At 45.6% G+C, this 13,075-nt stretch carries 9 protein-coding genes and 8 tRNA genes; 16 read left to right on the top strand and 1 reads right to left on the bottom strand.

Annotation, left to right across the window (positions count from 1 at the left end; translation table 11 throughout):
- The first annotated feature begins 7 nt into the window (after positions 1-7).
- Together NL643_RS19150 and rpoS are read left to right on the top strand one after the other, a co-directional pair.
- A complete protein-coding gene (locus tag NL643_RS19150) occupies positions 8-931 on the top strand; it encodes a peptidoglycan DD-metalloendopeptidase family protein (RefSeq protein WP_253644989.1) in 924 nt (307 codons plus the stop codon).
- An 80-nt stretch (positions 932-1,011) separates the two neighbouring features.
- Positions 1,012-1,998: an RNA polymerase sigma factor RpoS gene (gene rpoS, locus NL643_RS19155; RefSeq protein WP_005393877.1), complete on the top strand. Its 987-nt coding sequence runs from the start codon at positions 1,012-1,014 to the stop codon at positions 1,996-1,998.
- An 82-nt stretch (positions 1,999-2,080) separates the two neighbouring features.
- On the opposite strand, the gene mutS is transcribed toward rpoS, so the two are convergent.
- Positions 2,081-4,642, bottom strand: a complete 2,562-nt coding sequence (gene mutS, locus NL643_RS19160; RefSeq protein ID WP_006743294.1) for a DNA mismatch repair protein MutS — start codon at positions 4,640-4,642, stop codon at positions 2,081-2,083.
- An 84-nt stretch (positions 4,643-4,726) separates the two neighbouring features.
- Here mutS and pncC point away from each other — a divergent pair, with 84 nt between their 5' ends.
- The 14 genes from pncC (at position 4,727) to NL643_RS19230 (ending at position 12,802) form a co-directional block, all read left to right on the top strand.
- A complete protein-coding gene (gene pncC / locus NL643_RS19165; RefSeq protein ID WP_253644990.1) occupies positions 4,727-5,209 on the top strand; it encodes a nicotinamide-nucleotide amidase in 483 nt (160 codons plus the stop codon).
- 200 nt (positions 5,210-5,409) lie between these two features.
- Positions 5,410-6,453, top strand: a complete 1,044-nt coding sequence (recA, locus tag NL643_RS19170) for a recombinase RecA (RefSeq protein ID WP_005393872.1) — start codon at positions 5,410-5,412, stop codon at positions 6,451-6,453.
- A 128-nt stretch (positions 6,454-6,581) separates the two neighbouring features.
- Positions 6,582-7,049, top strand: coding sequence for a recombination regulator RecX (gene recX / locus NL643_RS19175; RefSeq protein ID WP_253644991.1), 468 nt, complete (start codon positions 6,582-6,584; stop codon positions 7,047-7,049).
- A gap of 142 nt (positions 7,050-7,191) precedes the next feature.
- Positions 7,192-9,774: an alanine--tRNA ligase gene (alaS, locus tag NL643_RS19180; protein WP_109169448.1), complete on the top strand. Its 2,583-nt coding sequence runs from the start codon at positions 7,192-7,194 to the stop codon at positions 9,772-9,774.
- A 212-nt stretch (positions 9,775-9,986) separates the two neighbouring features.
- Positions 9,987-11,174 (top strand): aspartate kinase, encoded by a 1,188-nt coding sequence (locus NL643_RS19185; protein ID WP_005393869.1) that lies wholly within the window; start codon positions 9,987-9,989, stop codon positions 11,172-11,174.
- A gap of 92 nt (positions 11,175-11,266) precedes the next feature.
- On the top strand, positions 11,267-11,464 hold the full coding sequence (csrA, locus tag NL643_RS19190; protein ID WP_004415691.1) for a carbon storage regulator CsrA: 198 nt from the start codon (positions 11,267-11,269) through the stop codon (positions 11,462-11,464).
- A 334-nt stretch (positions 11,465-11,798) separates the two neighbouring features.
- Positions 11,799-11,890, top strand: a tRNA-Ser gene (locus tag NL643_RS19195).
- 31 nt (positions 11,891-11,921) lie between these two features.
- Positions 11,922-11,998, top strand: a tRNA-Arg gene (locus NL643_RS19200).
- 29 nt (positions 11,999-12,027) lie between these two features.
- Positions 12,028-12,119: transfer RNA gene (locus NL643_RS19205), tRNA-Ser, on the top strand.
- Positions 12,120-12,204: 85 nt separating this feature from the next.
- Positions 12,205-12,281 (top strand) — tRNA-Arg (locus NL643_RS19210).
- 55 nt (positions 12,282-12,336) lie between these two features.
- Positions 12,337-12,413, top strand: a tRNA-Arg gene (locus NL643_RS19215).
- A 53-nt stretch (positions 12,414-12,466) separates the two neighbouring features.
- Positions 12,467-12,543, top strand: a tRNA-Arg gene (locus tag NL643_RS19220).
- Positions 12,544-12,596: 53 nt separating this feature from the next.
- A tRNA-Arg gene (locus NL643_RS19225) sits at positions 12,597-12,673 on the top strand.
- A gap of 52 nt (positions 12,674-12,725) precedes the next feature.
- Positions 12,726-12,802 (top strand) — tRNA-Arg (locus NL643_RS19230).
- Positions 12,803-13,075 lie beyond the last annotated feature (273 nt).

Genomic DNA, 13,075 nt, shown 5'->3' on the forward strand with positions numbered 1-13,075 from the left:
GGGATAGGTGAGTAAGTTATTACGTCATATTGGTATTAGCTTTGTGTTTGCTGCAGGACTAGTTGGTTGTGCAGCGCATTCTCCTGCACCTGTCTCTAGCTTAAAGAAAGACTATTCAAGCCTTGAAAGAGGAAGTTACAGAGGGAGTTATTATGAGGTAAAAAAAGGCGATACACTTTACTTCATAGCTTATGTCACAGATAAAGATGTAAATGATCTTGTCCGTTACAATGAGTTAACTCAGCCTTACACCATCTACCCTGGACAGAGGCTAAAACTTTGGGCTCCGAAATATGTCGCCCCTAAATATGGCCAAAAAGTTGAACCCGTTGTGGTTCCTGTTGTTACGACGCCACCAGCCCCAGTGACGAAAACATCAACAACCTCTAAACCGAAAACTTCAAGTAAAAACTCTAGTCAAAAACCTACAGAGACTAAGCCTAAAGTCGTACAAAAACAGCCTCCAAAGAAGGTTGAACAATCGAAAACAAAGGAGTATGTTGGTTCAAAAGATAACCAAAAAGTGAAGCAAAAAGCGCCAGTTACCACGGCGAAGAGTGATAAAGTTTCTAAGTGGTTGTGGCCAACAAAAGGGAGAGTAATCAAGAACTTTTCGGCGGGAGAACAGGGAAATAAAGGTATCGACATCGCAGGACAGCGTGGTCAACCTATCGTTTCAACCGCAGCCGGCACTGTTGTTTATTCAGGCAATGCGCTACGAGGTTATGGCAACTTAATTATAGTAAAGCATAACGACAATTATTTAAGCGCCTATGCACATAATGACAAACTGCTGGTATCAGAAGGACAAAGTGTAAAAAGCGGACAGAAAATCGCCACCATGGGTAGTTCAGGTGCAAAATCAGTCAAGCTACACTTTGAAATTCGCTATCAAGGTAAATCGGTGAATCCAAAACGCTATTTGCCTTAAAACTTTGAAAAACAACTTGCGACATCATTTAGCGACATATTGAGTTGTCATGTCTTGCTAACTCGCCAGGGGGAGGCGTTATGAGTATCAGCAACACAGTAACCAAAGTTGAAGAGTTTGCATTTGACAATGCGTCAGTGAAGACCATTGATAACGAACTCGAAAAATCATCATCCACAGAAAGCAAAACGGCTGCGCGTGAAGAATTTGACGCGAGCAGTAAAAGCTTAGACGCAACTCAGTTGTATCTAGGTGAAATTGGCTTCTCACCTCTACTTACTGCCGAAGAAGAAGTGCTTTATGCTCGACGAGCTCTGCGTGGCGACGAAGCGGCACGTAAACGTATGATCGAAAGTAACCTACGTTTGGTGGTCAAGATCTCTCGTCGATATAGTAATCGCGGCCTAGCACTACTCGATCTGATTGAAGAAGGTAACCTTGGTTTGATCCGTGCGGTCGAGAAGTTCGATCCTGAGCGTGGTTTCCGCTTCTCTACTTATGCGACTTGGTGGATCCGACAAACGATCGAACGTGCGTTGATGAACCAAACTCGTACGATCCGTCTACCTATTCATGTCGTGAAAGAGCTGAACATTTATCTGCGTACTGCGCGTGAACTTTCTCAGAAGCTCGATCACGAACCTACCGCAGAAGAAATTGCTGCTCAGTTAGATATTCCAGTCGAAGATGTAAGCAAAATGCTACGTCTCAATGAGCGTATCAGTTCTGTCGACACACCAATCGGTGGTGACGGTGAAAAAGCGCTGTTGGATATTATTCCCGACGCAAACAACTCCGATCCAGAAGTCTCGACTCAAGATGACGATATCAAATCATCGCTGATTCATTGGTTAGAAGAGTTGAATCCAAAACAAAAAGAAGTACTTGCACGACGTTTTGGTCTTCTAGGCTATGAGCCTTCGACGCTTGAAGAAGTTGGTCGAGAGATTGGTTTGACACGTGAGCGTGTACGTCAAATCCAAGTAGAAGGTTTACGTCGTCTTCGTGAGGTTTTAATCAAGCAAGGTTTGAATATGGAAAACTTATTTAACGTCGAAGATGATTAAATAATCCGTACTTCAGTAGATATGCAAAAGGCTATGGTTATCCATAGCCTTTTTTCTTTTGTGCTCACTTACGTGAATCGATTTAAAGCATCTTCTTCAAACGATACAACTCTTCAAGTGCTTGGCGTGGAGTCAAATCATCAGGATCAATACCAGATAAGGCTTGTTCGATCTCGCTAGGTTCTGGAATTAGACTCAATTGGTTAGCCACATCTACTGCACTTGGACGTGGTGCGTCACTGTTTTGCCCTAGTTGCTCTAGCTGAGATAGCTTGTTACGCGCATTTTTGATGACCGTTTTGGGTACGCCGGCTAAGCCCGCAACAGCTAGGCCGTAAGACTTACTTGCCGCACCTTCTTGAACTGCGTGCATAAAGGCAATGCTGTCTCCATGCTCTACCGCATCCAAGTGAACGTTCGCTAAGTTTGGCAGTTGGTTTGGCAACTCTGTCAATTCGAAGTAGTGAGTTGCAAATAGTGTCATCGCACCAATTTGTGTTGCGAGCCATTCCGCACTTGCCCAAGCTAAAGAGAGGCCATCGTAAGTACTGGTACCACGACCGATTTCATCCATTAGCACTAAACTGTTTTTAGTCGCATTGTGCAGAATATTAGCGGTTTCCGTCATTTCTACCATGAAGGTCGAACGACCAGATGCAAGATCATCTGACGCACCAATACGAGTAAATATACGATCTAAAGAACCAATTTGTGCAGATTCTGCAGGTACATAAGAGCCGATATGTGCCATCAATGCAATCAGCGCAGTTTGACGCATGTAGGTGGATTTACCACCCATGTTTGGACCGGTGATGATCAACATCTTACGAGCTGGGTTAAGCTCTATTGGGTTAGCAATGAACGGTTCTGTTGTTACTTGCTCTACGACTGGGTGACGACCCGCTTGAATGTGAATGCCAGCGTCTTTCACAAGCGTTGGTCGGCAGTAATCCAAGGAATCTGCACGTTCTGCTAGGTTTTGTAGTACATCCAGTTGAGACAGAGCAGAAGCTAAATTCTGCAGCTTCTCCAAGTTTGGCATCAATAGATCAAACAGTTCTTCCCACAGCTGCTTTTCAAGTGCCAGCGCTTTCGATTTCGAATTAAGTACTTTGTCTTCGTGCTCTTTGAGCTCTGGGATGATATAGCGTTCGGCATTTTTGAGTGTTTGGCGACGCACATAGTGCGGTGGAACCAAATGGCTCTGGCCACGGCTCACTTGAATAAAGAAGCCATGTACGTTGTTGTAGCCGACTTTAAGCGTATCGATGCCGTGTCGTTCACGCTCATCTCGCTCAAGCTGCTCAAGGTATTCTGTTGCACCGTCTGCTAATTTGCGCCATTCATCGAGCTCGGCATTATAGCCTTCTGCGATCACACCACCATCACGAATAACAACTGGCGGATTTTCTTTAATTGCACGCTCTAACAGATCACATACTTCGTCAATCGGAGCTGCGTATTGCGCCAGTTTTGCTAGGTATGGATGGGTCAAAGAAGCGGTTACAGATTCTAGCTCTGGTAGCTGCTGCATGGCATTGCGAAGTCTAGCCATATCGCGAGGGCGAGCAGAGCGTAGTGCAAGGCGTGCTAAGATACGTTCAATATCACCAATTTGTTTTAACGTTGGTTGAAGATCGGCAAACAGCGCTTGTTCTTTAATCTCACCAATCGCATCAAGACGATTGTTTAACGTTTCAATGCAACGCATAGGCTGATGTAACCAACGCTTCAGCATTCGGCTACCCATCGGCGTCGCACAATGGTCGAGTACCGCAGCTAGCGTGTTATCGGTTCCGCCTGCTAGATTTTGAGTAATTTCCAGGTTGCGTCGGGTAGCGGCATCAAGAATGACGGATTGGTCCTGATGATCAAACGTTAAAGAGCGAATATGAGGTAAAGCCGTACGTTGTGTATCTTTCACATACTGGATCAAACAACCAGCAGCACATAACCCTAGGGATGCATGTTCTACGCCAAAACCAACCAGATCTTTGGTGCCAAACTGTTGATTGAGTTGTTGCTTAGCCGTATCAAGCTCAAACTCCCATACTGGGCGACGACGGTTACCATTGCGGCTCGCCATTAAATGTACAGGTTCAAAATCTTCTGGGAATAGTAGCTCACGTGGTGCGGTACGCTGAAGCTCGGCTGTCATCGCTTCTTCGGTTTCTGGTTCTGTCAGTTGGAAGCGACCAGAAGTGACATCCAGCGTCGCATAACCGAACTTACCGTTGTGATGGTAAATGGCTGCGATTAAGTTATCGACACGCTCAGAAAGCAGTGCTTCATCCGTCACAGTACCTGGTGTCACGATACGTACAACTTTACGTTCTACCGGACCTTTGCTGGTGGCTGGATCGCCAATTTGTTCGCAGATTGCGACTGATTCACCAAGCTGAACAAGTTTTGCTAGATAGCCTTCTACTGCGTGAAATGGCACTCCCGCCATAGGAATAGGCTCTCCAGCTGACGAACCGCGCTTAGTTAGCGAAATATCAAGCAGTTGGGACGCTCGCTTTGCATCATCGTAAAAGAGTTCGTAGAAATCGCCCATGCGGTAGAACAGCAAAATCTCAGGGTTCTCAGCTTTTAGCTTGAGGTATTGCTGCATCATCGGAGTGTGTTTTTGTTCAGCTTTCACAGGTAAGTTCTTTTGTTTATTTCCGTAGCGGCTTAGGATACGTGAATCCCTATCAAGTAAAAAGAGACAAAGGGCATTTTGGCTATGGAAAAAGCAACAAAATTGAGCGCAGATTTAGGCGCATTATTGGCAAAGTATGGTCATGTTTTAACGACGGCAGAATCGTGCACGGGTGGCGGTGTTGCGACCGCTATTACAGATATTGCAGGCAGCTCAGGTTGGTTAGATAGAGCTTTTGTCACTTACAGCAACGAAGCCAAAATGGAAATGCTGGGTGTGAGAGTGGAAACCTTAGAGGAACATGGTGCCGTGAGTGAGCCTGTTGTGATTGAAATGGTGCAAGGTGCGCTTCAACACTCGAATGCCACTATTGGGGTTTCCATCAGTGGTGTTGCTGGACCGGGGGGAGGCACTGATGAAAAGCCGGTTGGAACCGTCTGCTTTGCTTTTGCGGATAAGCACGACTGGCTCTTTGTTGAGACCATGCATTTTTCTGGTGACAGGGCGGAAGTTCGTCAACAAGCGGTGATGCATGCATTGACTCGATTGCATCAACATTTAATTTAGAATTTCTTACACTGTCTTAGCCCAGAATTGATAAGGGCTGGAGCAAATCCTTAGAAGCCGTGAACTAAATTTTTTCTATACAGGTATAGACACTGTATGAATCAACAGTATAATAGCTTTCATTGCTGAGCAGGTTAGCTGCTTAAGAAAAATGAATTACTATTCGTCGCCCAAAGAAGATGAATAAATCGGAGAAAGTAATGGACGAGAACAAACAGAAAGCGCTCGCCGCTGCGCTAGGTCAAATTGAAAAGCAATTCGGTAAAGGCTCTATCATGCGCCTTGGTGATAACCGCGCAATGGACGTAGAAACGATTTCAACAGGCTCTCTTTCTCTTGATATCGCTTTGGGTGCTGGTGGTCTGCCAATGGGGCGTATCGTAGAAGTCTACGGTCCAGAATCTTCAGGTAAAACAACACTAACGCTTGAGCTTATCGCTGCTGCGCAACGTGAAGGTAAAACTTGTGCGTTTATTGATGCAGAGCACGCTTTGGACCCTGTCTACGCGAAGAAACTTGGTGTTGATATCGATGCGCTCTTGGTTTCTCAGCCAGACACTGGTGAGCAAGCACTGGAGATTTGTGATGCGCTAGCTCGCTCTGGCGCTATCGATGTAATGGTTGTTGACTCAGTTGCGGCGCTAACACCAAAAGCAGAAATTGAAGGCGAAATGGGCGACAGCCACATGGGTCTACAGGCTCGTATGCTTTCTCAAGCGATGCGTAAGCTAACAGGTAACCTAAAACAGTCTAACTGTATGTGTATCTTCATCAACCAAATCCGTATGAAGATTGGTGTGATGTTCGGTAACCCAGAAACGACCACAGGTGGTAACGCACTTAAATTCTACGCTTCTGTTCGTCTTGATATTCGTCGTACTGGCGCAATCAAAGAAGGTGACGAAGTCGTTGGTAACGAAACTCGCATCAAAGTGGTTAAGAACAAGATTGCTGCACCGTTTAAAGAAGCCAATACGCAAATCATGTACGGTCAAGGCTTTAACCGCGAAGGTGAACTAGTAGATCTAGGCGTGAAGCACAAACTGGTTGAAAAAGCTGGTGCTTGGTACAGCTACCAAGGCGATAAGATTGGTCAAGGTAAAGCGAACGCGTGCAACTACCTACGTGAGCATCCTGAAGTGGCTAAAACCATCGATACTAAATTGCGTGAAATGTTGTTAGCGCCAGCCCTTGCGGAAGCTCCTGAAGCAGGCGAGGCGCCTGAGCAAGCTGAAGAGTTTTAATCCCTTCACAGATTAAAAAGTGATAAAGCCCTGCAATGCGGGGCTTTGTTGTATCTATTGACATCAAAAATCGAATCATCACAAAGGCCATTGAGAGTCTGTACAGCAAAAATACCTTTAGGATCACCATGTACCAAAAGCGCCAGACACCAACATTATCGAGCAAAGAGGCGGCTATCCAACTGCTTAGCCGTCGCGATCATGGTCAGTATGAGCTGTACCAAAAACTGTCGATGAAAGGCTATGAAGCATCAGACATTGAAATCGCGATTAATTTTTGCTTAGACCATAACTATTTAGATGATTTACGTTATGCGAAGAGCCAAATTCGGCAGCATGTATACAAAGGACATGGAGAGCGTCGAATTCGCCAAGAGTTAAACCAGAAACGTGTTGCGGAATCGGTGATTGAGCAAGCTATGGTTGAAGAACCACAAGACTGGTTTGAACTTGCTAAGCAGGCGGCAGAAAAGAAATTCAAAGGCGTCAAAGCCAAGGACCAAAAAGAATACGCAAAACAAGTCCGTTTTCTACAATACCGAGGCTACAGTTTCGACCAAATTAGCTATGCGCTTGCCTTTGAAGACCAAGATTAGCGTTGATCCAATTGCGCTGATTTTTGTTTTGCTTCAAATTTTTTCTTCTACTCCCTCTTTTCCTCAAGAAAACTAGTCTCAGCTGTTTGCATGATCTACAATACGGCAAAATTCTAACTCGACTATTTTCAGGAAGAGCTGCATGTACATGAGCACTGACGAGGTTCGTAACGCGTTCCTCAAGTTCTTTGAAAGCAAAGGACACCAAATCGTAGAAAGTTCATCGTTAGTTCCACATAACGACCCAACCCTGCTGTTCACAAACGCAGGCATGAACCAATTTAAAGATTGTTTCTTAGGCTTAGAAAAACGAGCCTATACTCGAGCGACTACGGCTCAACGTTGTGTACGTGCTGGTGGTAAACACAACGACCTGGAAAATGTTGGCTTTACCGCTCGTCACCACACATTCTTTGAAATGCTAGGCAACTTCAGCTTTGGCGACTATTTCAAAGAAGATGCGATTTCATTTGCTTGGGAATTCCTAACCGAAGTTCTTAAACTGCCTGCGGATCGTCTATTGGTAACCGTTTACGAAACCGATGACGAAGCATTCGACATCTGGAACAAAAAAGTTGGCGTGCCTGCTGATCGTATCGTTCGCATTGGTGACAAAGAAGGTGGCAAGCCTTACGAGTCTGATAACTTCTGGCAAATGGGCGACACTGGTCCTTGTGGTCCATGTACTGAAATCTTCTACGATCACGGTGAACACATCTGGGGTGGTCGTCCTGGCACGCCTGAAGAAGATGGTGACCGTTTCATCGAGATCTGGAACAACGTATTCATGCAGTTCAACCGTCACGCAGACGGCACTATGGAACCGCTACCAAAACCATCGGTAGATACTGGTATGGGTATCGAGCGTATCTCTGCAATCATGCAAGGCGTTCACTCAAACTACGAAATCGATGTATTCCAAACTCTTATCAAAGCAGCGGCTGAAGTCATTGGTTATGAAGATCTATCGAACCAATCGCTACGCGTTATTGCTGACCACATCCGTTCATGTTCATTCTTGATTGTTGATGGTGTGATGCCTTCAAACGAAGGTCGTGGTTACGTACTACGTCGTATCATTCGTCGTGCCGTACGTCATGGTAACAAGCTAGGTGCACAAGGTGCATTCTTCTATAAGCTTGTTGGCGTATTAGCAGAAGTGATGGGCACAGCAGGCGAAGAGCTGAAGCGTCAACAAGCAGTGGTTGAAAAAGTACTGCGTATCGAAGAAGAAAACTTCGGTCGTACACTTGAGCGCGGTATGGTAATTCTTAACGAAGCATTAGATAACCTAGATGGCAAAGTGCTAGACGGCGAAACGGTATTCAAGCTTTACGATACTTACGGCTTCCCAGCAGACCTCACTAACGACGTTGCACGTGAGCGTGAGTTCGCGATCGACGAAGAGGGTTTCGAAAAAGCGATGGAAGAGCAGCGTCAACGTGCGCGTGAAGCTGGTCAATTCGGTACAGATTACAACGCAGCAATCAAAGTTGATACGCAAACAGAGTTCTGTGGTTACACAGGTACTAAAGGTTCTAGCTCAGTCGCAGCGATGTTTGTTGAGGGCAACGAAGTAGATTCACTATCTGCAGGCGATAAAGCCATCATCGTGCTTGGTGAAACGCCATTCTACGCAGAGTCAGGCGGTCAGTGTGGTGACGCGGGTGAAATCCGTACTGAGTCTGGTGTATTCCGCGTTGAAGACACTCAAAAACTCGGTAACGCAATCGCACACCACGGTGTAATGGCAGAAGGCGTGCTAGCGAAAGGTGACGAAGTGGCAACCATCGTTGACGCAGAGCGTCGCGCAGCTATCTCTCTTAACCACTCAGCGACGCACTTGCTACACGCAGCACTACGCCAAGTTCTTGGTGAGCACGTAACTCAGAAAGGCTCATTGGTGAAGGCAGACAACCTACGTTTCGACTTCTCGCATCTAGAAGCCGTAACCGCAGCAGAGCTGAAAGAAGTTGAGCGTCTAGTAAACGCACAAATTCGTCGTAACCACACGATTGAAACCAATGTGATGGACATTGAGTCTGCTAAGAAGAAAGGCGCAATGGCATTGTTTGGTGAGAAGTACGATGACGAAGTTCGCGTGTTGTCTATGGGCGACTTCTCTACTGAGCTTTGTGGTGGTATTCACGCATCAAGCACGGGTGATATTGGTCTATTCAAAATCACATCAGAAAGCGGTATTGCAGCCGGTATTCGTCGTATTGAAGCGGTAACAGGCGAAGCTGCATTAGACGCCATTGAAGCTCAAAATGCGAAGTACGAAGAGAAACTGGCAGAATCTGCACAGAAAGCAAAAGCACTAGAGAAAGAAGTGCAGAAGCTAAAAGATAAGATGGCAGCCGCAGAAAGCGCTAACATCATGGGCAAAGCGGTTGAAGTAAATGGCACAAAAGTTCTAGTTGCGGCCCTTGAAGGTGCTGATAGCAAGAACCTACGCACCATGGTTGATGACATCAAGAATCAAATGGGTTCTGGTGTTGTACTGCTTGCAAACGTAACGGGTGACAAGGTTGGCTTGATTGCTGGTGTGACTAAAGATCTCACTGGTAAAGTAAAAGCAGGTGATCTGGTTAAAATGGTTGCAGAGCAAGTCGGTGGTAAGGGCGGTGGTCGTCCAGACATGGCTCAAGCCGGTGGTACTGATGTTTCAGCACTACCAGAGGCAATCAAAACAGTTCAGCCTTGGCTAGAAGAGCGTTTATAAGCTCTTAACTAATAAAATTACGCTCAATCAAGTTTCTTTGATTGAGCGTAATTTTTTTTAGCAACCAAGTGGTTTAATTGACCAAAAGTTAACCGAGTCATTTAAGCTGCTTGGTTTTTGTTGTAACTACTGCTTATATAATTTTTCTCAAAGGAAATATTTAAGATGTAAGCAGTTCTAAAGAGACTTCGGTCTTGGGAAGGTGAAGACTGGTGAAAAAGCCCCTTATCGTGCAAAAGTTTGGCGGAACCTCTGTGGGTTCAATTGAAAGAATCCACCAAGTCGCTGAACACATCATTAAGGCGAAAAATGATGGCAATCAAGTTGTTGTTGTCGTGTCTGCAATGTCAGGCGAAACAAACAGACTGATGGATCTCGCTAAACAGATAGATAGCGTACCTACAGCTCGAGAACTTGATGTTTTGCTCTCTGCTGGTGAGCAAGTGTCAATGGCACTGTTAGCCATGACTTTGAATAAAATGGGTCATGCTGCGCGCTCGCTTACCGGAGCACAGGCGAATATTGTGACGGATAATCAACACAATGACGCAACGATTAAACACATTGATACCACGACAATTATGGGATTGCTTGAGCAAGACCAAATCGTGATTGTTGCGGGCTTTCAAGGTGTGAATGAGAACGGGGATATCACCACATTAGGTCGAGGTGGCTCAGATACGAGCGCTGTGGCACTGGCGGGCGCATTGCGCGCTGACGAGTGTCAAATCTTTACCGACGTTGATGGTATTTATACTTGTGACCCACGTGTAGTGAAAAATGCGCGCAAATTGGCGGTTATCGATTTTCCTTCAATGGAAGCGATGGCAAGCCGAGGCGCAAAAGTATTACATTTACCTTCAGTGCAATTTGCATGGAAGAATAATGTGCCACTACGCGTGCTTTCGACATTTGATGTTAATGAAGGCAGTTTGGTAAAGGGGGAGTCAGGCAATCAAGCCGTCTCTGGTATAGCCATTCAACGTGACCTTGCCATTATCGAAGTCGATAAAGAACATTTATCTAGTGCTACAAAACAATGTCAGATGCTGGGTATAGACATTTGGAATGTGATCGAGGAAGCAGAACGGGCAGGTATCATGATAAAACAAGATGCATGTGCCAAGTTCGATCTGGTGTTCAGCGACAAAATCCGTAATAGTGAAGTGGTAAGCCTGTTGACCGCAGTGGGGCTTGAGGCCAATGGAATGGTAGAGCACGCATGCGATTTGTTGGCAAAGCGAGATATTGAGATCAATTTCAGCGCAACGAATGCACTCACTATGATGCTAGTTTTAGCACCCGAATGTGTGGATACAGCAGCAAACATTCTGCATGATGCTTACATTACGTCTAGTGAAGCATTAAACATTCAACAAAAACATGCCTTTTTAGGCTGATTTTCGCTAACAAGGTAGTTTACGAAAATATAACTTTTGTTGGATAATAGCTTTGTAGCAAGAAAATTTAGAGATTACTCAAGGAGCAAAGAATGCTAATTTTGACTCGCCGCGTAGGCGAAACACTGATGATTGGTGATGAAGTGACTGTAACTGTACTAGGTGTGAAAGGTAACCAAGTACGTATCGGCGTTAACGCTCCGAAAGAGGTTTCAGTTCACCGTGAAGAAATCTACATGCGCATTCAAGCTGAAAAAGGCAATGGCAACGTTGCTTCAGGTAACTACTAAGTCGCTCCTGTTTACAGAGCTTAGTTTGAATGAAAAAGGCTAACCGAAGGGTTGGCCTTTTTAGTCTTTAATGTTTTTGAAGATTTGCGGAAACCATTGTGTTGAGTGTGGCCGTGAATCCGTCAATATTGTTGAATCGAACACCAGGAAGTTGTTTGAAAATAAATGTCTTTTTTTCAGAGAAGACTCTCTTTTTTTCATCATAATAGAGTGGTAAAGTTCGTTTAATAGTCACTTTGATTAAATCAGCAACGGTTAAGTTAGTTTCGTGGATTTTTTCAAAGAAAGTGTTTGACATATTTTCGGTAAAACGTAATATGTGCCTCCGCAAGACGGTGAGGTGGCCGAGAGGCTGAAGGCGCTCCCCTGCTAAGGGAGTATACGGTTTATCCCGTATCGAGGGTTCGAATCCCTCCCTCACCGCCATTCTTGCAACGTTGAGAAATCAACAAAAAGTGCGTCCTTAGCTCAGCTGGATAGAGTACCTGGCTACGAACCAGGCGGTCGGAGGTTCGAATCCTCCAGGACGCGCCATATCTCTTCTGAGATATAACAATGAAAACGGTGAGGTGGCCGAGAGGCTGAAGGCGCTCCCCTGCTAAGGGAGTATACGGTTTATCCCGTATCGAGGGTTCGAATCCCTCCTTCACCGCCATTCATTGACTGGCCCGATGGCCTTTTTTTTGTTTCGTAAGAAATGAATGTGATTTGCTTCACAACTTCCTAGCAAGAAGAACTGCGCGTCCTTAGCTCAGCTGGATAGAGTACCTGGCTACGAACCAGGCGGTCGGAGGTTCGAATCCTCCAGGACGCGCCACTATTTAATAATTCGTTTGATAAACGGGTTATACAAAGTAAAATAAGATTATTGCGCGTCCTTAGCTCAGCTGGATAGAGTACCTGGCTACGAACCAGGCGGTCGGAGGTTCGAATCCTCCAGGACGCGCCACTTATTGAAGGGTAATGCCCTGATATTGATGAAAGTTGATATCGAAAACTTGCGCGTCCTTAGCTCAGCTGGATAGAGTACCTGGCTACGAACCAGGCGGTCGGAGGTTCGAATCCTCCAGGACGCGCCACTTATTCAAGGGTATTGCCCTGATGTTGACGAAAGTTGATATCGAAAACTTGCGCGTCCTTAGCTCAGCTGGATAGAGTACCTGGCTACGAACCAGGCGGTCGGAGGTTCGAATCCTCCAGGACGCGCCACTTATTAAAGGGTATTGCCCTGATATTGATGAAAGTTGATATCGAAAACTGCGCGTCCTTAGCTCAGCTGGATAGAGTACCTGGCTACGAACCAGGCGGTCGGAGGTTCGAATCCTCCAGGACGCGCCAGATACAAAAAAGCCTCGCAATTGCGAGGCTTTTTTTGTATCTGGACATCAGGAACTATAGCCTAGAGTTGTTAGAGGCGAGGCCCTTCTTTTCCAAAAGCGAATATGTGCTTATCTAAGCAATTTGGAATAAAGTTTCTGCTGTAGTTTGTGACCGTCATTCCGCAGCCAATTTAGGAATAAACTGCTTCATACAGAACACCAAGAAGCTTAAGCAGCCGAGTCTGATGCTCTTGAACACCCGTTATGAAGCTTTGGCCGCCAAATTCGAGTG

Origin of the sequence: Vibrio sp. Y42_MX_L11 (assembly GCF_024181785.1) — a bacterium.
In the GTDB taxonomy this organism is placed as follows: domain Bacteria; phylum Pseudomonadota; class Gammaproteobacteria; order Enterobacterales; family Vibrionaceae; genus Vibrio; species Vibrio diabolicus.

Coding starts and splice junctions, on each gene's coding strand:
- recA (WP_005393872.1), top strand. CDS start 5,410: ATGGACGAGAACAAACAGAAAGCGCTCGCCGCTGCGCTAGGTCAAATT.
- recX (WP_253644991.1), top strand. CDS start 6,582: ATGTACCAAAAGCGCCAGACACCAACATTATCGAGCAAAGAGGCGGCT.
- pncC (WP_253644990.1), top strand. CDS start 4,727: ATGGAAAAAGCAACAAAATTGAGCGCAGATTTAGGCGCATTATTGGCA.
- alaS (WP_109169448.1), top strand. CDS start 7,192: ATGTACATGAGCACTGACGAGGTTCGTAACGCGTTCCTCAAGTTCTTT.
- csrA (WP_004415691.1), top strand. CDS start 11,267: ATGCTAATTTTGACTCGCCGCGTAGGCGAAACACTGATGATTGGTGAT.
- rpoS (WP_005393877.1), top strand. CDS start 1,012: ATGAGTATCAGCAACACAGTAACCAAAGTTGAAGAGTTTGCATTTGAC.